The sequence below is a fragment of the Caulobacter sp. 602-1 genome (genome assembly GCF_003931565.1).
In the GTDB taxonomy this organism is placed as follows: domain Bacteria; phylum Pseudomonadota; class Alphaproteobacteria; order Caulobacterales; family Caulobacteraceae; genus Caulobacter.
Genome location: NZ_RRYI01000007.1, coordinates 1 through 20,157, shown reverse-complemented (window position 1 = coordinate 20,157; position 20,157 = coordinate 1). Strand labels below are relative to the sequence as shown.

Genomic DNA, 20,157 nt, shown 5'->3' with positions numbered 1-20,157 from the left:
GGCGGGTTTTTATATCCGAGGCGAAAAGCCACGGGAGATTACGCCATGAGCCGACAACCCAACACCGACAGCGACCAGCGCCACTTCACGCACGGCTCCGCCGCGTCAACGGCCGACGCGGCGTCGGAGGGCAAGGTGCGTCCGGAAGACCGACATATCGACGCCCCGCATGCCCGCGAGGCCAAGCGTCCTCTGGCCGACAATGAGAAGCACGATCAGCTAGCCGACAAGGTCGCCAAGTCCGAGAGCCGTCAGGAAGCCCTGCTGGACGAGGGCCTGGAAGAGAGCTTCCCGGGCAGCGACCCGGTCAGCGTCAAGCGCATTACCTGACCGGAAACCGGCGGGCGGCGCGTTCGGCGAAGCTGGACGCGGCCGTCTCGACCGGCTCGAACGCCGTGGCGCGACGGCGGCGGCCGCGACGGCGGTCCTGCGCGGCGATCTGCGCGAACGTCAGATGGCCCTGTTCGCGAGCCATCTTGCGGACCGTCTCGATCATGCTGGCGCCGTAGATCGTCAGGATGCCGGCGGCGTCGGCCAGCCAGTCGGCGATATTGCCGTCGCGATGGGCGATGACCTGGGCCACTTCGATGGCCGCGCCCAGCACCAGGGCCGCGATCATCAGGTCATTGCGGCGCATCCGCGGAAACGCCAGGAAGGACACGGCCAGCAGGCCGCCGAACGCGATCGCGTGGGCCTCCTTGTCGGTCAGACCCAAGTGACCTTCCGCACCCTGGAACGGGCCGAGGGTCAGCACCACCACGGACAGGGCGCCGGCCAGCAGCGTAAAGCGCGCGGCGGCGACGAAGTGGACGGGCTTGAACATGGGACGCGACCTCCGGAAGGACGACAGGGTCCTAGCAGCGAAGGTCGCGCCATCCGGTGAACGGACAGGGTTAGCGGAGGCTTACTTGTTCCCGGCTTCCGCCTTCTTCTTGGCTTCGGCCTCGGCCTTGGCGGCGTCGTCCTGCGCCTTCTTCCACACCTGATAGGCTTCCAGATAGGGCTGCCGGCGCAGAACCTTCGAGCCCGGGTCCACGATTACCGGTACGGTGTCGCCGACGCTGACCCGGCCCTTGCCGTCGGCCATCGGCAGGGTGACGATCCGGTCGCCGACCTTGACGTCGACCGGCATGGGGAAGGGTTTGCCGTTGGGCGCCTTCCACGTCAGCATCAGGTCGTCCCCCTCGCGGGTCTCGATCAGTTCAGGCGGCGCGGCCTCGTAGAGATAGACGTCGAAGAACCAGCCGTAGTCCTTGCCGGTCACCTGGTTGACGATCTTGATATAGTCCCGGGTACCCAGATAGCGGGGGGTGAAATTGCCGGGCTTCGGGTCGTCGCGGCCGTAGACGGCGATGCGGGTGATCTTGAAGAAGGCCTCGTCGCCGATCAGGGCCCGCAGCGTGTGCAGGACGTTGGCGGCCTTATAGTAGATGTCGTTCCCGGGCCCGCGCTCGCCGTTATAGACCTCGTCTTCCCTGAGCGGCTTGCCGGACACGATCGGGAACCTGTTCTTGGTGTCGACCCGCATCTGGTTCAGGCGCGCCATGTACTCCATGTCGCCGTGCAGCCATTGTGACATCAGCGGCTGCATGTAGGTTCCGTAGCCCTCATGCAGCCACATGTCGTCGTTGTCGCTGTTGGTCAGCTGGTTGCCGAACCACTCGTGCGCGAACTCGTGCTGCAGCAGCCAGTCGAAACCGTAGACCTCCTTCTTGTACTTATTGCCGTAGGCGTTGATCGTCTGGTGCTCCATGCCCAGGTGCGGGGTCTCGACCACGCCCATCTTCTCGTCGCGGAAGGGGTAGGGGCCGATCATCTGCTCGTAGAAGTCCAGCATCGGCGCGAACTCGGCGAACAGGCCCTTGGCCTTGTCGGCGCTGCCTTTCAGATACCAGAACGACATCGGGAAGCTGTCGCCGAAGCGGCTCTTGTAGGGCGCTGTCAGTTCCTCATAGGGGCCGACGTCCAGGGCGATGGCGTAGGTATTCGGGTTCTTTGCGCGCCAGTTGTAGGTCCGCCAGCCGTCCTTCTCGGTCATGCCCTTGAAGACGCCGTTGGCTGGAGCGACCAGCGGGGCGGGGACGGTGATGTGCAGGTCCACCAGCTTGGGCTCGCCGGTCGGATAGTCGATGCAGGGCCAGAAGATGTCGCAGCCGTCGCCCTGGACGGCGGTGGCGATCCAGGGCTCGCCGGTCGGGGCCTTGCTCCAGACGAAGCCGCCGTCCCACGGCGCACGCTTGGCTTCCAGCGGGACGCCGTCATAGGTGATCACGGCGGTGACCGACCGCCCCTTGGCCACCTCGTGGGGCAGGGTAATGGTCATCCGGCCTTCGGGGTTGGTCCAGGCCGCAGGCTTCAGCGCCTTGCCGTCGATGGTCAGCTTGCGGATCGTGAAGACGCGGTCGAAATCGAGGACCAGCTTGTCCAGAGGCGCCTTGGCCGTGAAGGTCAGGGTTGCCTCGCCCTCGATCGCCTTCTTGTCGGGCAGGATCTTGAACTTGAGGTCGGCGTGCTCGAAGCCCAGCGCCTGCTGTTCGGCGGGCATCGGGCCCCCGGTCTGAAGGCTGAGTTCGCTGGTCTTCAAGGGCTCGGCGGCCCAAGACGTCGCCGTCGATAGGGCCAGAAGCGACGCCGCGCAGGCGGCGAAGATACGGAACGACAAGTAGACGACTCCCCAACGCAAGGTCTTGTGGGAGCATCGGTAGGCGCGCGCGCGGCGGGCGCCAAGCCGAGGGTCTAGATCTTCTCGCTGATCTTGATGGCGGCGCGGCAGCCGGCCTGGATCACGGCGGTCAGCAGCGGATAGGCGACGGCCTCGTGCGCGCCTTCCTCGATGGCGATATCGCGGTGGCCAAGCTCGTCGTCGCGGAATTGGGTCAGCTCGGCGGCGAGGGCCGGGTCGCGGTCCTTCAGCTCCTCGATCTGGCCGGCATAGTGCTTCTCGATCACGGTCTCGACCGCCTCGGTGCAGGCGTGGGCGGCCTTGTCGCCCAGCAGGGCGGTGCCCGCGCCGAGGGCGAAGGCGGCCGCGCGCCAGACCGGCGACATCAGGGTCGGGCGGACATTGCGTTCGGTCAGCAGTTCGTTGAAGCGGCTGAGGTGGACCTGCTCGTGGCCCTCCATCTCCTCCAGCTGGCCGGCGATGCGCTCACGGCCGGGGGCGGCGCGCATGACGGCCGCCTGGCCGCGATAGATGTGCACCGCCGCCAGCTCGCCGGCCTGGTCGACGCGCAGGATCTCGGCGAGGCGCGAACTCAGGGCGCCTTGACCGGGGCGAGCGGGGATCGGACGGGTCATGACAGCGTCTCCGTTTTGCGCAGGCCGGCCAGCACCGACCAGACGGTCAGCTTCAGCGAGACCAAGGCGTTCCAGCCGGCCATCGACAGGCCCAGGAACACCCAGGCGGCCTTGTCGCACATCGGCGCCTCGATCTTCAGCGAGCCGTCCAGCATGGCCGAGAGGTTGGCCGCGCTGGCCGCGCCGCTGCCGGTGCAGGTGGTCGGACCCGGCCACCACTTCCATTCAACGCCGGCGTGGAAGATCGCGAGGCCGGTTCCATAGAGGAAGATAACGCCCAGCAGCAGGTTCGCCGGCTGGCGCAGGCGGGGCCACAGCGGCGTGCGCTGCAGGACGGCGCCGAGCAGGCCCACGGTCCCCGCGACCCAATAGACCTCGCGGGCCTTCAGGCAGAGGTGACAGGGCGCGAGGTGACCGAAGGTCTCGAAGCCATGGGCGATAGCCAGCATCAGCGCGCTGGACAGGAACGCGACCAGCGGCCAGTGGCGGGTCACGAGGTCATAGACGACGCCGATGAAGGTCGGGGCCGGCGTTTCGCCGCCAGCCGGGCGTTCAGTGTTCGGATCGTCGTTCGTCACGCGCCACAAGCTCCAGCATGTCCGCCTCCGCCGATGAAGTGGCTGGCGGTCAGGCCGATGACAAGGAGGGCGATCAAAATTCCGGCGAACAGGGCCAGACGGCGCTCGACGATCGGCAGCAGGGTGGGGCCGAACTTCTTGACGATGAAGGCGACCATGAAAAAGCGCGCGCCCCGCGTCACGGCCGAGGCGACCAGGAAGATCGGGAAGCTGAACGCGGCCAGGCCAGAGGCGATGGTCACCAGCTTGTAGGGGATCGGGGTCAAGCCCTTGGCCAGGATCACCCAGACGCCGTATTTGCCATACCAGCACTGGAACTGCTCGAGCCCGCCCGTATGACCGGTCGCGGCCATCATCCAGAGGCCAAAATCGCGCAGGAAATAGCCGATCGCCCAGCCCAGGGCGCCGCCCAGCACCGAGGCGATCGTGCAGATCAGGGCGTAGCGCCAGGCCTTCTCCGGCTTGGCCAGCACCATCGGAGCCAGCATCACGTCCGGCGGTATCGGGAAGAACGAGCTTTCAGCGAACGAGACGGCGAAAAGGCTCACCGGAGCGTGGCGGGAAGCGGCCAGGCCCATGACCCAGTCGTAGAGGCGACGCAGCATGCGGACTCCGATATCGTGACCTCGCCGGTGGTAAAGCGTGAGCGCGCAAAGTGTAAGCGCTTTTGGCGCGCCCATGGCCCTTAAGCGCAAAACGCCCCGATCCGGCCGGATCGGGGCGCTCGCCGGCGAGGATCGCGGCGGGTTTAGAACTTCAGCGCCAGGGAGACGCTGTAGTTGCGGCCGGGCTGGCTGTAGCCGTCCTTGACCGTCGAGCTGTCGGCCAGGCCGCGCGCATCGCTCCACCACCAGTACTTCTCGTCGGTGAGGTTGAAGACGCCGGCGCGCACGGTCACTGTGTCGGTCACGGCCAGCCAGGCGGTGGCGTCGGCGACGGTGAACGACGGCGGCAGGAAGCAGCCGCCAGTGCAGGTCACGCCTGCGCGGCTGGCCGACTTGCGGTCGGCGTGGACGACGCTGAGGTCGCCGCCGAAACGGCCCGTCGGCGCGCGATAGGCGAGGCCGCCGGTCAGCTTGACCGGGTCGATCGAGACCAGGGGCGCGCGGACGCCGTCGGTCTTGGACGAGCCCTTGGCGTAGGAGGCCGCGGCGCGGACCGTGAAGCCGTTGCCGAAGTCGAACGAGGCCTTGGCCTCGGCGCCGCTGATCTTGGCGTCGGACAGGTTGATGTACTGGTAGACGGCGGGATTGGCGGCGGTGAAGTTCCCGCCGACCTGCACCTGCTCGATGAAGTCGTCGTACTTGCCGGTGAACGCGGTCGCGGCCGCGCGGAAGCCGCCCTGGTGGAATCGGACGCCGCCCTCGATCGTCTTGCTGGTCTCGGGCTTCAGGTCGGGGTTCGAGATCGACTTGTAGTTCGAGACCAGGTTGGCGAAGCCGGTGTTGATCTGGATCGGGGCGGGGGCCTTGAAGCCGGCCGCGGCGTTGGCGAACACGGTGACCACGTCGCTGGCCTCCCACACCAGGCCGAGCTTCGGCGAGATGTGCGAGTCGTGTTGGCCCGACGCGGCGGTGGTGAACAGCGGGTCGGCCTTCGGGTCCAGCTTGTAGTAGTCGAAGCGGATGGCCGGATAGATCGTCACGGGGCCCGCGGCGATCTCGTCCTGCAAATAGAGGCCGGCCAGGGTGAAGTCGGTGGTCGGGAAGGCCTTGCCGGGGAAGGTTTCGCCGACCGGCGGGACCGTGCCGTCGCGTGTGCCTTGCTGGCGGGTGATCGAGGCGTCGCCGCCCCAGACGATCTCGTGCTTCAGCGCGCCGGTGTCGAACACGCTGTGCAGTTCGACGCTGGCGCCCAGGACGCGGTTGTTGAAGGTGGCGTCGCGGGTGCGGTCGGCGGCGGTGTTGCGATCCTCGGCCGAGAACTGGCGGGTCGTGCTCTTCTGCCAGTAGACGGTCGAGCGGGCGGTTTTGATCAGGCCTTCGCCGCCATCGAAGCGGTGGTCGGCGCTGACGCGATTGCGCTTGATCTTGTCGAAGGCGGTCAGGCCGAGGACGCTGGTGGAGGCCAGCGGCGGCTTGGCGATGGCCGACAGAACGGTCCAGTCGACGTCGCGATCCAGGTGGTCGACCGTCAGGCGGAAGCGGTTCCTGTCGTCGGGGCTGTAGATCAGCTTGCCCAGGAACGAATTGGACTGATTGTCCTCGGGATTGGCGGTGGTGCGGTCGGTATTGGCCGAGTCGTTGGTCCCGGCCGTCTTCTGGCCCTTGCCGTCGCGGCGGGTGTAGGCCGCCAGGGCTTCCCAGCGGTCCGACTTGCCGGCCAGCAGCAGGCTCTCGGTCCAGCTCTCGTCGGCCGAGGCGTAGCCGACGCGGGCGCGGCCGGCGAAGGTCTTGCCGTCCTTCAGGATGTCGGACGGATCCTTGGTGATGAAGTTGACCGAGCCGGCCAGGCCATCGGCGCCATAGAGGGCCGAGGCTGGGCCGCGCACGATCTCGACCGACTTCAGGATGTCGAGGTCGACATAGTCGCCACGGCCGGTCGACTGGGCGCCGAAGGCGAAGCCGTCCGGCACGCGCACGCCGTCGACGACGATCAGCACGCGGTTGCCCTCCAGGCCGCGGATGTTGAAGCCGGCGTTGCCGTCGCGGCCCGTCGAGGAGCCGGCGGCGGTGAAGCGAGCGGGGGCGCTGCGGACCGATACGCCCGGCTCGTCGCGGACCAGGTCCTTGATGTCCTTGACCAGGCCGTCCTCGATCTCGTCCGACGAGATGACGCTCACCGTCGCCGGGACCTTGTCGACCGACTTTTCCGAGCGCGTGGCGGTGACCGTGACCTTGTCGACCTCGACCGCATCGGCGGTGTTGTCGGCGGCCCAGGCTTGAGAGGAGGGCGCGGCGACGGCCATGAGCGCGGCGGAGGAGGCGGCCGCGAGGGCGGCCAGCTTGAGGCGAGACATCGATATCCCCTTCGATGGTTTTTGCGACTTGTTCGCAACTTGGTGGCGACGGGGTAAAACGGCCCGCCAGACCGGTCAAGCTATTTGCAATTGATTCTCAGAACTAATCGCAATATCTCAAGCCTCGCCGCGACTGGAGCGGCGGCTGGGGTGTTCCCGATGATCCGTTCTCTCCGCGTTGGCCTGCTGGGCGGCGCGCTCTTGCTCGGTCTGGCCGGCTCAGCCGCCCAGGCCCATTCGCCCTATCTGCTGCCGACCGTGTTCGACGCGTCGGACCGCAAGATCGTCACCGTGCAGGGCGCCTTCACCGAGAGCTTCTTCACGCCCGAGGTGGTGATGAAGTCCGACGCCTACGCCGTGATCGGCCCCGACGGAGTCCGTGTCGCCCTGACGCCGGTCTACACGCGCGAACTGGCGCTGGTCGAAGCCGTCACCGAGAAGCCGGGCACCTATCGCATCACCACCGGCCTGCGGGGCGGTCGCGTCGCCAAGGCCGCCCTGGTCAAGGGCGAGTGGCAGTTCTTCGAGGGCGACAAGGCCCCGGCCGACGCCATCGACATGCAGAGCCTGACCATGGCGGACGTCTATGTCACGCGCGGCGCGCCGAGCGACGCGGCCCTGGCCCCGATCGGCAAGGGCCTGGAATTCCACGCCATCACCCATCCCAGCAAGATCGTCACCGGCCAGGACGCCGTGTTCGAGGTGCTGTTCGACGGCAAGCCGCTGGCGGGCCAGCCGATCACCGTCCAGGGCGCCGACGACCGATACGCCGACACCAAGAGCGCGCCCAGGACCGTGACCAGCGACGCCAAGGGGCGCTTCGTCCTCAAGGTCGACAGGTCGGGGATCTACCAGGCCCAGACCCGCTACCGCATCGCTCCGGCCGCCGCTGGTCAGCCCGGCCAGAGCTTCACCTACGCCCTGACGTTCGAATCCCTCCGCTAGGACATCCCATGAAGACCCGCACGATTCTCGCCGCCATCGCCGCCGTCTCGCTGGCCGCCGGGGCGGCCCACGCCGCCTCGCACGCCCGCGACACCTTCATCAAGGAGCAGGACCAGAACGGCGACGGCGTCGTCACCAAGGACGAGTACGCCGCCACCCGCGCCTTGCAGTTCGCCGCCACCGACGCCGACCGGAACGGCGTGCTGTCGAGGGCCGAATATGTCGGCGAGTTCAAGGCGCGCCTCGAGAAGCGGCTCGCCACTGACAGCCGCACGGCCGAGAAGAAGGAAGAGGAGCGCGAGCGCCAGATGCGCCAGGCCGACGTCCGCTTCGACGTGCTCGACAGCGACAAGAGCGGCGCCATCACCCGCGCCGAGTTCGACTATTCCGGCTGGCGGATGTTCGTGACGCACGACACCAACAACGACGGGACGGTGTCGGCCGCCGACCCGGTAAAGGAAGACCCGCAGGCCTAAAAGGACGGGCGGCGCGTCGCCGTATTTGGATTTTCGGCGTTTCGTGGCTATCACCGCCGGCCAAGACATGGGCCGCGCTGCCCCGACCGAAAGCCAGAAGACCATGAGCGACACGCCTCCCGACCGCCTCTCCGTGAACCCGGACAGCCCGTACTACGACGCCGACCTGCTGGAGCGCGGCATCGGCATCCGCTTCAAGGGCGTCGAGAAGACCAATGTCGAGGAATACTGCATCAGCGAGAAGTGGGTGCGGGTCGCCGCCGGCAAGACCGTGGACCGCAAGGGCAACCCGATGACCCTGAAGCTGCAGGGCGAGGTCGAGGCCTATTTCCGCGACACCGCCGAAGGCTGAGGCCCCTAAGGTGAGCAGTCCGGTGGGTGATCCCGACCTGGAGGCCATGGCGCGCGACGAGCTTTCGCGCGCCGTGACCCTGCGCTGGCGAGACCTGCGCGGGATCGTGCCCTGGGGCGACAGCTTCGAGGGGATCTCGCCCGCCGGCCGCTATGTCGAGGTCGAGCGCAGCTATATCTGGGCCTCGGCCGAGGGCGGCGACATCCTCTGCGAGGTGACCGTGTTTGGCGGTCCGTCGCGCTACGACGCGGGCGCACGCGTCTCCAGCATCATTTCCGCCCCGTCCTGAGCACCTTGGCCGTGCATAGATAACGCTGTTGCGTTAACCATAGGCCGCGCTATTCGACGCGTGGCGTATGGGGCCAAGGGGGATCGCCGTGTACCAGTCAGAATTTCCGGTCGAGCAGCCGGTGCCGGTCTTCGACCCGACCCTGGTCTTCCTGCTGATTCTCGCGGGCATCGCCATCGCGGCCCTGGCCTTTTTCGCCGGCCGCCTGACGGGGCGCGGCGAAAAGGGCGAAAAGACCAGCGACGTTCCCAAGAAGATCCACGAGGCTATCAAGGCCAAGTGCGTGGCCGCCAGCAGCGCCCACTCCGGCGAACTGGAAAAGAAGGCCCACGAGCTACTCGCCGAGGTCGACCGCCTGATCGGGCCGCTGCTGACGTTCGGCGGTCCCTGCGCCAAGGCGTTCCAGCACCTGTCCGACGCCATCGACGGCAAGCCGCCCGAGGAGAAGCCGAAGGAAGCCGCCAAGGACGGCCACCCCGGCGCTGCGCACGGCAAGGACGACAAGCATGGCGACGACAAGGTCTGCGCCGAGCACGGCCACGACAAGCACAAGTGCGACGACAAGTGCCGCGGCGGCGGTGTCGAGGTGCTGAGTCGCAACGTGACGATCGTCGGCTCCCAGACCGTGCTGCTGGCGTCGTGCAAGCCGGAGGCCAAGCACGAGGACCACGGGGGCCCCAAGGGCCCGGACTCCAAGGAATTCAAGCAGCTGCTGCGTCTGGCCGTGGCCGAGTTCGCCGACTTCTGGAACCGTCCCAACTGCCTGCGCGAGCTGGAGGACTGCCAGAAGTCGCTGACCACCTTGCCGCCGATGCCCAAGGAAAAGCCGCACGGCGCCGACCATCACTGACGTCCCGAGGCATAAGAACGCCGTTCAGGTGGGCGAGACGGCTATTCTCTGCCCAAGCGGCGTGCGAATGTGGGTCTTCTTTCGAGCGAACTCGCCCCGTCGTTGAGGCGCGGGCAGGGGACGCTCACACCAAGACGACGCGTGGGCCAACGCCATGGCCCGACCAACGCGCAATGAATTGGCGAAGGCCGCGCCTTCCAAGGCGGTCACGCCCGGGAGGACGAAAGGAAGGGTATGACCGCGACGGTCTCTCCGATCACGTCTGGCGCGCCCGACGCGCCCGAGGCAGGTGTCAGCCTCATCGACTATGTTCCCTATCGGCTGGCTACGGCGTCGGCGGCGGTCAGTCGCCTGATCGCCCGCGCCTATGAGGACCGCTTCGGCCTGACCATCCCACAGTGGCGGCTGATGTCGGTGCTGGCCGAGGGGGCGCTGACCCCGCATACGGCCGTCACGCGCACGGCGATGGACAAGGTCCGGGTCAGCCGCGCCGCCCAGGAACTGGTCGTCCGGCGGCTGGTGGCCCGCACGACGGTCCGCTCGGACCGCCGCTCGCACACCCTGGAACTCACCGCTGCCGGACGTCGCCTGTTCGCCGAGATCGCCCCGCTGGCCCTGGCCTATGAGGCGACTCTGCTGGCCGGCCTGGCCCCCAGTGAGGTGGCGATGTTCAAGCGCCTGCTGGATCACCTCGAGACGGCCGCCGTCCAGCTGACCGGCGGCGAGACGATCAGCCCGCCATAGGGGTTTCGAAGGCCGTCGCTAAACCGCGTTCTGAAGACTGGAAATCGCCGGCGACGCCTGTTAGGAAGACCACCCTTCGCGGAGACGCGAAGCCTGCGGGCGTGGTGAAACTGGTAGACGCGCCGGACTCAAAATCCGGTTCCGAAAGGAGTGTCGGTTCGACCCCGACCGCCCGCACCAACTCTTTCCTTCATAGTGGACTATAGCCGCTCCGCGGCCGCCACCCGCTGCGCCAACCCCCGCAGCAGCGTGCGGCCTTTCATCCACGCCCCGTGCCCCGAATCCACATTGATGTGTCCCGCCCGACCCAGGTCGACGAACTCAGACCCCCAACTCCGCGCGAACGCTTCCGCCCGTTCGAGTTCGACATAGGGGTCGTTGCGGCTGGCCACGACCAGGCTGGGGAAGGGCAGGCGCTGGCGTGGGATCGGTGAGAAGCCGACCAGCAGGCGGCCGGCCGGGCCTTCGCGATTGACGTCGGCCGGCGCGACCAGCATGGCCCCGCCGACGCCGCGTCCGCCGGTCACCTGGGCCAGGTGGCAGACCAGGGCGCAGCCCAGGCTGTGGGCGACCAGGATCGCGCCGGGGTTCTGGCGGATGGCCTCGGCCAGGCTGATGGTCCAGTCGCCCAGCAAGGGGCGCTCCCAATCCTGCTGCTCGACCCGTTGGGCGTTGGGCAGCTCGCGCTCCCAATGGCTCTGCCAATGGTCGGGGCCGGAATTGTAGAGGCCCGGCACGATCAGGATCGGCGGCCATTCTGGTTCGTAATTGGCACGGTCGCGGCGGGGCGCTTCGAAGAGGGCGGGCGTAGGGGTCATGGGCGTGCTCTGGCTACCCAGCGGAGATGCCCCATTCCAACGCCGGGAGACAATTCATATCCATTCGATAGGAATTGAGAAAAGCTGGGGCGAGACCGTGATTTCGCCCCAGCTCTTTGGTCGGCGCTTAGGCCGCGATCTTGTCGCCGCGATGCAACGGGTCGGGCAGGGGATCGCCCGACTTCACGAACTGCAGCGAGACCGAGTTGATGCAGTAGCGCAGGCGCGTGGGGGCGGGGCCGTCGGGGAAGACGTGGCCCTGGTGGCTGTCGCAGCGGGCGCAGCGGGTCTCGATGCGGACCATGCCGTACGAGTCGTCGCGGACGCCCAGCACGTGATCCTCGGCGAACGGGGCGTAGAAGCTGGGCCAGCCGGTGCCGCTCTCGAACTTGGTCTCGTGCTTGAATAGCGGCAGGCCGCACAGGCGGCAGGCGTAGACGCCGGGGCTCTTCTCGCCCAGCAGGCCGCCGCAGAACGGGGCCTCGGTGCCGTGATGCAGAAGGACTCGGGCCTCTTCGGCCGTCAGGTCGGCCTCCAGGCGTTCGCGCTCGGCCTCGGTCGGCGGCGTCAGGTCGAATCCGGCGGTTGAAAGGGCGGCTGTGTCTGTCATGACAGCCAATGTAAGTGTTCGCGCGTTCGTCCGGTAGGACCCTAGGAGGCACTCAATGACCGTCGCCGTCGCCTTTTTGCAGCCCGGCTGGGCCGATTGGGAAGCCGGGAGCGTGCTGGCCCTGCTGCGCCGCGAGCTGAAGGTCCAGATCGAGATCGCCACGCCGGACGGCGAGCCTGAGACCTCGATCGGCGGCGTGCTGGCCGCGGCCGACTACCGCTTCGATGATCCGGTGCTGAACGACGCCGACGTCTTCATCCTGATCGGCAGCGACTCGTGGGCCGAGGGCGAGAACAAGGCGGTCAGCGGCCTGCTGCGCCAGGCCTTCGCCGACGGCAAGGTGGTGGCCGGCATCTGCGCCGGAACCACGGCCCTGGCCCATGCCGGCCTGTTCGAGGGGCGCAGGCACACCTCGAACGGACAGGACTGGCTGGCCAAGACAGTGACCGACTATCCGGGCGCCGAGCACTATGTCGACACGCCCAAGGCCGTCAGCGACGGCAAGGTGGTCAGCGCCTCGGGCCTGGCCCCGGTGACCTTCGCCGCCGCCGTCGCGCGCCTGATCGCACCGGAGGCCGAAGACGCGATCGCCGGCTACGAGGCGATGTTCGCGCGGGAATTCGCCGCTACCTGAGCGCCGCCACCCCCGCCCGCGCCACAACGCCGTCCTGGGCGGTCGCGCCGCCCGAAACGCCGATGGCGCCGACGATCTTGCCGTCGACCATCAGCAGCTCGCCGCCCTCCAGCGCCATGGCGCCGGTGAAGATCGCGTTCAGCGTCCCGGCCTTCACCGCGTCCTGGAAATAGGACGAGGGGCGGCGGAAGTTGGCGGCGGTCGCGGCCTTCTTGTGGGCGACCTCGCCCGAGCCGTACTGCGCGCCGTCCATCTTTTCGGTGAGGACCGGCTGACCGTTCGACTCCACCACCGTGATGACCATGGTCCAGCCATTCTTGCGGGCCTCGGCCTCGGCGGCGGCGACCACGGTCTTGGCCTCGGCCAGGGTGATCACGCGGCTGGAATAGGCCGGGTTCGGCGCGGGGGGCGTAGCCGCCGTCTGGGCCAGGGCGGGCGCGCCGGCCAGGCAGAGACCGGCGGCGATCAGGGCGATAGTCTTCGTCATGGCAGCACGACCTCGTCGTTCAGGGCGGTGTTCTGGGGTTGGGCGGTGACGATGCGGACCCGCAGGCCCTGGGCCTTCACCCCGGCCGGGATCTTCAGCTTCACCGAAGCGGTCTTGGGCAGCAGGTCCAGCGGCGCCTTCAGGGCCGGCGTCGCGGCGCTCGCCAGCACCTTGCCGGCCGCGTCGACCAGCTCCAGCCTGGCCGCCTGAGCGTCCTGGGCCCCGAGGCTGTGGACCGTGGCGGAGATGGTCGAACCCTTCACCACGACGTCGCCACGACCGACGCCGAGGTCGGCGCGCCTGGCCGGATCGTCGCCGGCCGTCACAAGCTTCATGTCGATGACCGTGGTCTGGCGCGGAGCCAGCGTGACCTTGGTCCCCAGGCTGCGCTCGAAGGCCAGCGAGCGGGTTTCGCCCGAGCCGTCGATCGCGTCATCGCCGTCGGCGTCGAGACCCTGGCGGAGGCTCCACTGGCCGGGCGCGATGTTCCAGCCGGTCATGGTCGCCGTCACCGGCTTGTCGGTGGTGTTGTAGGCGATGACCTTGAAGCCGGTCTTGGTCGCGTCCTTGACCAGCACCGCCACCTCAGCGCCGTCTACGCCGTCGAAGCGCCACGAGACGGTGTGGCCCGGCGTCATCTGCGTGCGCTTGTTGGCGACGCCGCCCAGGCGCGTGCGCTGCAGGATGTCGGACGGCAGCTCCACGCGGTCGGACCACCAGTGGCCTTCCGTGTGCATGTACATGTGCTGGGCGTTCCACTGGATCTCGTCGGCGTAGAGGCTCTCCAGGTAGGTCTTGTCGCCGGTCAGGTTCCAGGCGCTGTAACGCTCGAACGCGCCGCCTTTCCTGGCGGCGGCGATGATCTGGTCCTTGGCCGAAGCGCTCAGGCCCATGTCGGTCAGGGCGTTCTCGTTGATGCTTCCCAGCGCCTTGACGCCGGCCTTGCCGATCCGCCAGCTGATCGGGGCCAGGTACTTCCTGTCGCCGGTCAGGCGCCAGGCCTGCCAGAACACCTGGAACGGACCGTCCGCGCCCGAGCCCTGCAGCACCGTGCCGCCGCGTTCGGCGTCGCTGCGCCAGTTGATCTCGTTGGGATAGGAGCCGTCCTTGGCCACGTGGGCCAGGTAGCCGTCGGCCAGGCCGATGATCGTGTTGCGCGCGGTCGGATCGCCGTTGAAGTCGCTGATCAGGATCGAGGGGTGGGTGACGCCGAACGAATAGGGCTTCTGCCACTCCCACGGGCCTTCGCGATACGCGATCTTGCCGCTGTACCAGTTGGTGTTGAAGTGGACGTGGCCGACCGGGTTCCTGTCAACGACGCGGGGCAGGGCCTTGACCGTGGTGAACAGGCGCTCGACGGTCAGCGGGTCGCCGTAGTTGACGTACATCGCCTCGGAGTTGCTGTTGATGCCCTCCTCGTAGGCGTGCAGTTCGTCGGTCACGATGGTCGAGAGGCCATCGGTGAACATGCCGTTCTTGTAGACCGCGTCGGTCAGGCGGTTCAGCGAGTGGGTGATCTTGTCCGGCTGGACGCCCATCAGGGCCAGGCCCGGCCACTGCTGCAAGAGGTCGGTGTCGTCCGACAGGCCGCCGCCGAAGTCGCCGAACTCGGCCTGGCGCTCGTCGATCCACCAGTTGACGAACCTGGAGACCAGCTTGAGGTCTTCCAGCTGGCGGAAGGCCCACAGCGGCGTTCCGTCCGTCGGCTTGGGCCGCTCGAACGCTGGCCAGCCCTGGCTGCCATAGGTGATGTCGCCCCAGTATTCCCGGCCGATCTGGTTGTCGGGATCGACCTTCAGCAGGTCCGAGATATCGGCATAGAGGCGCCGATAGAGGCCCTGGCGCTTGGAGGTGGTGTGCTCCTCGACCAGGAAGGCCCAGTTGTCCTTCACCTGGTTCAGGCGGTCGGTGACGTGCTCGGCCTTGGCCTTGTCGCGGTCCTTGAGGACAAGCCGGATCCTGGCGCCGTCCAGGGCCTTGGGCCCGAACTCGGCGCTGTCGGCGGCGAGGGTCAGGTACAGGCTGTCGGACGTCAGGATGCGGTCGCGCAGGTCCAGCCAGACGGTGCGGGCCTCGCCGGCCTTCACCGAGACGCTGACGTCGATCATGTTGCGGCCCGGCCAGATCGGGTCCTTGACCTGGATGTTCAGCGGGATGATGGCGCCAGCGGCGCCAGGCAGAGAAGGAATGTCGATGGCCACGCCGTCCAGGCCGTCGCGGGCGTTCTCCCAGCCATAGGCCCAGTTGCGGGCCAGGGGCTGGGCGGCCGGCGCGTCGCCGAAACCCGACGGGATCAGGACGTGGACGATCGGCAGGCCCCCAATGGCCGGCGAGCCCGCGAGGTCGCCGGCGGGCCGCTTGCGGCTGGGCGCGCCCTCGGGCAGGGCGACGACGGTGGCGCGCTCGCCGGCCGGGTGGCGGCCGGTGATGTAGGCGTTGAGGGCGGCCAGGTTCAGATAGTCCGGCGCGACGTCGGCGCGGACCACGTAGCTCATCTTGAACGCGTCCTTCGGCTCCGCGCCGGCGGTGACGTTGTAGGCCCAGATCTCCTGGATCGGGGTTTCCTGGGCGACGTTGGTGAAGGTCAGGACGCCGCCGGTCAGCGGCTTGGCCAGGGTGTTGACCGTGCGCTGCTGGTCCTTGGCCCGCGAGCCGACGCTGGCGCCCTTGTCACCGGCCTTGGCGGTCCCAAGGGGCGACCAGTTCAGGTCGCCATAGGCCGGCCCCTGGATCTCGATGCGGTTCACCGGCTCGTCGGGCAGGGTCAGGGTCAGGGCCTTGCCGCCGTCGACATAGACGTTCCAGTCCGGCAGCTGGAAATAGTCGTCACGGCCGGGCAGGCGCGAGCGGTTGTAGACGCCGGGCCAGGTGGTTTCGGGAATGCCGTCGGTGGCCTTCCACATCCATTCCTTGATGTCCTTGGCGTCCTTGAACTCGACCTTGCGGATCGTGGTCTGGGCGTCGGTCAGGAGCGGCGGCAGGGCCTTGGTCCAGCCGTAGCGCTGCTTCCAGGCGGCATGGACGGCGGGGTTTTCGAGCGTGGCGATCGGCGCGGTCGTCGCCGGGGTCTCGTTGCGGGCCAGGGCGGCGATGGCGTCGGCCGCCAGCGGGCGGTCGTAGACGCGCAGCTCGTCCAGGTCGCCGCCGCGCGTGAAGTTATAGCGGCTCTGGACCTGATGCGGGGCGATCACGCGGCCGGCGACGCCGAACTGGTCGAGACCGGCGTCATAGACGGCCTTGGCCTCGGTCTTGGCGGCCAGCTTGCCGTCGACGAACAGCTGCACGCCGCTCGTCTCGTCCCAGGTGAAGGCCAGATGCGTCCAGGCGTCCGCGGCCGGGTTCCTGTCGAGCTTGAACGACACGCGGGTGCGCGAGAGGCCGTTGTCGGTGACGAAGGCGTCGAAGCCGTGGCCGTTCCAGTCGATGCGCAGGAACGCCATGTCCCAGCTGGAATGGTCGGCATAGCCCACGCGGAAGATCACGAACGGCGCGACCCCGACCGGATAGCCCGAGCGCCAGAAGAACGAGAGGGTCCCGCGCTGGGCCTGGATGTTGCCGGGCGCGTTCCACGAGACGACGCCGTCGTCCTCGGCGTGGAAGCCCTTGCCCGCCTTGCCATCGGCGATCGGCGTGACCTTGTCGGCGAAGTTGGGGACGGGGTCACCGGCGGCGACGTCGGCGACCAGGCCCTTGTCGCCCGAGACCTTGAACAGCAGCGCCGGCTCGGCCGCCAAGGGCGCGCTTTGGGCCGCGGCGGCGTTGGCGAGGATCAGCGCACACGCCGATCCCAGGAAAATCGCCTTCATCTTTGGTCTCCTCCCGGTGGCGTTTCATCGCGGTCGCCGCACTAATGGAAACCGGTGTCATGCCTGGGGGCTGGTTTAGCGCCCCAAGGGCAAGCTTGCAAACCCGACGGGGACTGATAGGCCGTGCCGCAAGGCACAAGATCTTTGGGCGGAAGTTGCGATGTTTTCGAAGATACTGATCGCCAACCGAGGCGAGATCGCGGTTCGGGTGATCAAGACGTGCCGTCGGCTGGGGATCGCGACGGTGGTGGTCTATTCGGACGCCGACGCGGGGTCGCTGGCCGTCGAGATGGCCGACGAGACGGTGCATATCGGGCCCTCGCCGGCCAATCAGAGCTATCTCGTCGCGGACAAGATCATCGCCGCCTGCCAGCAGACGGGCGCGCAGGCGGTGCACCCGGGCTTCGGCTTCCTGTCGGAGAACGCCAGCTTCGCCCAGCGCTGCGCCGACGAGGGGATCGTGTTCATCGGTCCCAATCCCGGCGCCATCCAGGCCATGGGCGACAAGATCGAGAGCAAGAAGTTCGCCCAGGCCGCGGGCGTGTCGTGCGTGCCGGGACACATCGGCGAGATCGCCGACACGGCCGAGGCGGTGACGATCTCCGAGCAGATCGGCTATCCGGTGATGATCAAGGCCTCGGCCGGGGGCGGCGGCAAGGGCATCCGCGTGGCCTGGAGCCGCCAGGACGTCGAGGAAGGCTTCCCGGCCGTGCGCGCCGAGGCCAAGGCCAGCTTCGGCGACGACCGGATCTTCATCGAGAAGTTCATCGAGAGCCCGCGCCACATCGAGATCCAGGTGCTGGGCGACAAGCACGGCAACGTCGTCCACCTGTTCGAGCGCGAATGCTCGATCCAGCGCCGCAACCAGAAGGTCATTGAGGAAGCGCCGTCGCCGCTGCTGGACGAGGCGACCCGCGCGGCCATGGGCGCCCAGGCCGTGGCCCTGGCCAAGGCGGTGAACTACGACAGCGCCGGCACGGTCGAGTTCGTCGCCGGCCAGGACAAGAGCTTCTTCTTCCTGGAGATGAACACCCGCCTGCAGGTCGAGCACCCGGTCACCGAGCTGATCACGGGCCTGGACCTGGTCGAGCAGATGATCCGTTCGGCCTGGGGCGACGCGCTGGCCTTCGAGCAGAAGGACCTCTCGATCAACGGCTGGGCCATCGAGAGCCGCATCTACGCCGAGGACCCCTACCGCAAGTTCCTGCCCAGCATCGGGCGGCTGGTCCGCTACGCCCCGCCGGCGGAAGGCGAGAAGGACGGCTACACGATCCGCAACGACGCGGGCGTGCGCGAGGGCGACGAGATCTCGATGTACTACGACCCGATGATCTCCAAGCTGTGCGCCTGGGCCCCGACCCGCCTGGCGGCGATCGACGGCATGGGCCGGGCGCTGGAGGACTTCCACATCGAGGGGCTTGGCCAGAACATCCCGTTCCTGGCCGCGGTGATGGACCAGGCCCGGTTCCGGTCCGGCAAGATCTCGACCAACTACATCAAGGACGAGTTCGCCGACGGCTTCGCCGGGACCGAGCCGACGTCTGAGCAGATCGACATCCTGACCGCCGTCGGCGCGGCCATGCAGCGGGTCCACGCCGCCCGGGCCCGCTCCGACGCCTCGGGCCTGGCCGGTCCGCCGCGCGCCGAGTGGGTCGTGGCCGTCGGTCCCGCCAAGCGCCGGGCAAAGGTGGCCGGCGAGAACGGCGACGTCACCGTCGACCTGCTCGACGAGGGCCGCGCCCTGACCCTGACCGACATCGACTGGCGTCCGGGCAAGCCGGTGTTCAAGGCCGCCCTGGGCGGCAAGGCCTTCACGGTCCAGGTCTCGCCGGCCGCCGAGGGCTTCACCATCCGCCACCGCGCCGCCAGGGCCCGGGTGCTGGTCCTGACCCCGCGCAACGCCGAACTGCACGACAAGCTGCCCGAGAAGCAGGCCGCCGACACCTCCAGGCTGGTGCTGTCGCCGATGCCGGGCCTCGTGGTCTCGATGGACGTCGCCGCCGGCCAGCAGGTCCGCGAGGGCGAGGTCGTCTGCGTGCTCGAGGCCATGAAGATGCAGAACATCATCCGCGCCGAGCGCGACGGAACCGTCAAGGCCGTCAACGCCAAGGCCGGCGATCCCGTCGCCGCCGATGAGGTCCTGGTGGAGTTCGCGTAAGGCGACTTGCGACCTCAGGTGGAGTTGTCTAGCTTCAGCGGCATGGCTCGCAAAACCAGTCACTTCATCGATGGTCTCTTCGGTTTTGACGGCCGGTTCCGACGCTCCGAGTACTGGATCGCCAGCATCGGTTTGGGCATCGTACGCCTGGTGACGCTGGGTGTTAGCGCGGCCGTTCTAGGCATGGGCTTTGTCCAGGCCAGCAACGTCTTTCCGCTGCGGGTTGGCTTGGACCTGGTGTTCCTGTGGCCCTATGCGGCGATCGCCATCAAGCGGGGTCATGACCGGAATCGCTCGGCGCGATACACGAGCGTCCTGCTGGTCTTGCTCTATGGGCTCGCCTGGATCGGTTCCTGGCTACTCCACGCGGGTGATGCAACGCTAGGAGCCTTGCTCGGCCTCGTGATGCTCCCGCTCGCGCTGTACATGTTGATCGACTACGGCTTCATCGACGGCACGAAGGGACCCAATCGCTACGGCGCCTCCGACAAGTATCCCGAGACCGACGGCAGGCGCCTGGTGCTCGATGAACCCACTCTTTCGAGCGAGCCGCCGAAAGCCTAGATTGCCGCTTCGGCGCATTCGCCGACTCGGAGCCAAGGCGAAATGAGCGATCGTAGCGAATGGGCGGAGCTGTTCCTGTCGTCGAACGGCAGGCTGGCGCGGACGCCGTTCCTGATCGCGGCCGGGGTCCTGATCGGCGTGGCGGTGCTTTACGAGGCCATCGCCGGCTACACCCTGCACTGGCTGACGGGCTGGCTGGTCTATCCGGCCCTGCTGTTCTCGGGCGCCTGCGTACTGTCCAAGCGCCTGCACGATCGCGGCCGCTCGGGCTGGTGGTCGCTGCTGGTGCTGGTGGCGGTGATCGCCGTCTGGCCGCAGCCCGAGCACTTCCTGGATTTCATGTTCTGCCTGGTGATCGTCTGGGCGATCGTCGAGCTGGGGGTCATGGGCGGCGAGCAGGGCGCGAACCGCTATGGGGCGAACCCGCTGAAGACGATCTCGATCTAGGCGGACCCACCCGGACCCCTCTCTCAAAGAGAGAGGGGATTGAGGGGGCTCTATCCCCGGTGTTGGCGACATCGAACCCCACGAAATCAATGACTTGTCGATTTTTCACGCCGCTGAATGATCCGCGTTCAATCCGCCGCGAT

Annotated in this window: 20 protein-coding genes, 1 tRNA gene and 1 pseudogene; 12 read left to right on the top strand and 10 right to left on the bottom strand. The window is 67.8% G+C overall.

Translation table 11 applies throughout. The features are described from left to right. Window positions 1–45 precede the first annotated feature (45 nt). Window positions 46–330 (top strand): hypothetical protein, encoded by a 285-nt coding sequence (locus EIK80_RS19185; protein WP_125158624.1) that lies wholly within the window; start codon window positions 46–48, stop codon window positions 328–330. Here the strand turns inward: EIK80_RS19185 and EIK80_RS19180 are convergent. The 6 genes from EIK80_RS19180 to EIK80_RS19155 all read right to left on the bottom strand — a co-directional run bounded on the left by EIK80_RS19180 (window position 323) and on the right by EIK80_RS19155 (window position 6,834). After that, window positions 323–823 carry a VanZ family protein gene (locus EIK80_RS19180; RefSeq protein WP_125158623.1) on the bottom strand — a complete coding sequence of 167 codons (501 nt, stop codon included), beginning with the start codon at window positions 821–823 and terminating at the stop codon, window positions 323–325. The genes EIK80_RS19185 and EIK80_RS19180 overlap by 8 nt on opposite strands. Before the next feature lie 81 nt (window positions 824–904). Then, window positions 905–2,683, bottom strand: a complete 1,779-nt coding sequence (locus EIK80_RS19175) for a M1 family metallopeptidase (RefSeq protein ID WP_199743545.1) — start codon at window positions 2,681–2,683, stop codon at window positions 905–907. A gap of 53 nt (window positions 2,684–2,736) precedes the next feature. Next, window positions 2,737–3,297 carry a demethoxyubiquinone hydroxylase family protein gene (locus EIK80_RS19170; protein ID WP_125158621.1) on the bottom strand — a complete coding sequence of 187 codons (561 nt, stop codon included), beginning with the start codon at window positions 3,295–3,297 and terminating at the stop codon, window positions 2,737–2,739. Beyond that, window positions 3,294–3,875: a disulfide bond formation protein B gene (locus EIK80_RS19165; RefSeq protein WP_370450243.1), complete on the bottom strand. Its 582-nt coding sequence runs from the start codon at window positions 3,873–3,875 to the stop codon at window positions 3,294–3,296. The genes EIK80_RS19170 and EIK80_RS19165 overlap by 4 nt, the downstream gene beginning before the upstream one ends. Then, the gene (locus EIK80_RS19160; RefSeq protein WP_125158620.1) at window positions 3,872–4,480 is read right to left on the bottom strand and encodes a YqaA family protein; all 609 of its coding nucleotides are present in this window, start codon (window positions 4,478–4,480) and stop codon (window positions 3,872–3,874) included. The genes EIK80_RS19165 and EIK80_RS19160 overlap by 4 nt, the downstream gene beginning before the upstream one ends. Window positions 4,481–4,623: 143 nt before the next feature. After that, window positions 4,624–6,834, bottom strand: a complete 2,211-nt coding sequence (locus EIK80_RS19155) for a TonB-dependent hemoglobin/transferrin/lactoferrin family receptor (protein WP_125158619.1) — start codon at window positions 6,832–6,834, stop codon at window positions 4,624–4,626. A gap of 159 nt (window positions 6,835–6,993) precedes the next feature. Here EIK80_RS19155 and EIK80_RS19150 point away from each other — a divergent pair, with 159 nt between their 5' ends. The 7 genes from EIK80_RS19150 to EIK80_RS19120 all read left to right on the top strand — a co-directional run bounded on the left by EIK80_RS19150 (window position 6,994) and on the right by EIK80_RS19120 (window position 10,670). After that, window positions 6,994–7,779 (top strand): DUF4198 domain-containing protein, encoded by a 786-nt coding sequence (locus EIK80_RS19150; RefSeq protein WP_125158618.1) that lies wholly within the window; start codon window positions 6,994–6,996, stop codon window positions 7,777–7,779. Between the two features lie 8 nt (window positions 7,780–7,787). Continuing rightward, complete coding sequence (locus EIK80_RS19145) at window positions 7,788–8,255, top strand: hypothetical protein (protein ID WP_125158617.1); 468 nt, start codon at window positions 7,788–7,790, stop codon at window positions 8,253–8,255. Window positions 8,256–8,358: 103 nt separating this feature from the next. After that, window positions 8,359–8,607 carry a DUF3297 family protein gene (locus tag EIK80_RS19140; protein WP_125158852.1) on the top strand — a complete coding sequence of 83 codons (249 nt, stop codon included), beginning with the start codon at window positions 8,359–8,361 and terminating at the stop codon, window positions 8,605–8,607. A 46-nt stretch (window positions 8,608–8,653) separates the two neighbouring features. Further along, window positions 8,654–8,896, top strand: a complete 243-nt coding sequence (locus EIK80_RS19135) for a hypothetical protein (protein WP_125158851.1) — start codon at window positions 8,654–8,656, stop codon at window positions 8,894–8,896. 88 nt (window positions 8,897–8,984) lie between these two features. After that, complete coding sequence (locus EIK80_RS19130; protein ID WP_233586886.1) at window positions 8,985–9,746, top strand: hypothetical protein; 762 nt, start codon at window positions 8,985–8,987, stop codon at window positions 9,744–9,746. A 234-nt stretch (window positions 9,747–9,980) separates the two neighbouring features. Further along, on the top strand, window positions 9,981–10,490 hold the full coding sequence (locus EIK80_RS19125; RefSeq protein ID WP_125158615.1) for a MarR family winged helix-turn-helix transcriptional regulator: 510 nt from the start codon (window positions 9,981–9,983) through the stop codon (window positions 10,488–10,490). 95 nt (window positions 10,491–10,585) lie between these two features. Then, window positions 10,586–10,670 (top strand) — tRNA-Leu (locus EIK80_RS19120). A gap of 20 nt (window positions 10,671–10,690) precedes the next feature. Here EIK80_RS19120 and EIK80_RS19115 read toward each other — a convergent pair. Together EIK80_RS19115 and msrB are read right to left on the bottom strand one after the other, a co-directional pair. Continuing rightward, on the bottom strand, window positions 10,691–11,308 hold the full coding sequence (locus EIK80_RS19115) for an alpha/beta hydrolase (RefSeq protein WP_125158614.1): 618 nt from the start codon (window positions 11,306–11,308) through the stop codon (window positions 10,691–10,693). Between the two features lie 127 nt (window positions 11,309–11,435). After that, the gene (gene msrB, locus EIK80_RS19110; RefSeq protein ID WP_125158613.1) at window positions 11,436–11,918 is read right to left on the bottom strand and encodes a peptide-methionine (R)-S-oxide reductase MsrB; all 483 of its coding nucleotides are present in this window, start codon (window positions 11,916–11,918) and stop codon (window positions 11,436–11,438) included. A gap of 55 nt (window positions 11,919–11,973) precedes the next feature. Between msrB and EIK80_RS19105 the strand changes: the two genes are divergently transcribed. Continuing rightward, the gene (locus EIK80_RS19105; RefSeq protein WP_125158612.1) at window positions 11,974–12,552 is read left to right on the top strand and encodes a type 1 glutamine amidotransferase family protein; all 579 of its coding nucleotides are present in this window, start codon (window positions 11,974–11,976) and stop codon (window positions 12,550–12,552) included. On the opposite strand, the gene EIK80_RS19100 is transcribed toward EIK80_RS19105, so the two are convergent. Together EIK80_RS19100 and EIK80_RS19095 are read right to left on the bottom strand one after the other, a co-directional pair. Then, window positions 12,545–13,039 carry a heme-binding protein gene (locus EIK80_RS19100; protein WP_125158611.1) on the bottom strand — a complete coding sequence of 165 codons (495 nt, stop codon included), beginning with the start codon at window positions 13,037–13,039 and terminating at the stop codon, window positions 12,545–12,547. The genes EIK80_RS19105 and EIK80_RS19100 overlap by 8 nt on opposite strands. Then, window positions 13,036–16,984: pseudogene (locus EIK80_RS19095) on the bottom strand (LamG-like jellyroll fold domain-containing protein). Before EIK80_RS19095 ends, EIK80_RS19100 begins: the two are co-directional and overlap by 4 nt. A gap of 21 nt (window positions 16,985–17,005) precedes the next feature. Between EIK80_RS19095 and EIK80_RS19090 the strand changes: the two are divergent. Genes EIK80_RS19090 through EIK80_RS19080 form a run of 3 tightly spaced genes read left to right on the top strand, consistent with a single transcriptional unit; the run spans window position 17,006 to window position 20,014 of the window. Then, on the top strand, window positions 17,006–19,003 hold the full coding sequence (locus EIK80_RS19090) for an acetyl/propionyl/methylcrotonyl-CoA carboxylase subunit alpha (protein WP_125158609.1): 1,998 nt from the start codon (window positions 17,006–17,008) through the stop codon (window positions 19,001–19,003). Window positions 19,004–19,045: 42 nt separating this feature from the next. Then, window positions 19,046–19,567 (top strand): DUF805 domain-containing protein, encoded by a 522-nt coding sequence (locus tag EIK80_RS19085; RefSeq protein WP_125158608.1) that lies wholly within the window; start codon window positions 19,046–19,048, stop codon window positions 19,565–19,567. A 42-nt stretch (window positions 19,568–19,609) separates the two neighbouring features. Then, on the top strand, window positions 19,610–20,014 hold the full coding sequence (locus EIK80_RS19080; protein ID WP_125158607.1) for a DUF805 domain-containing protein: 405 nt from the start codon (window positions 19,610–19,612) through the stop codon (window positions 20,012–20,014). Window positions 20,015–20,157: the final 143 nt, after the last annotated feature.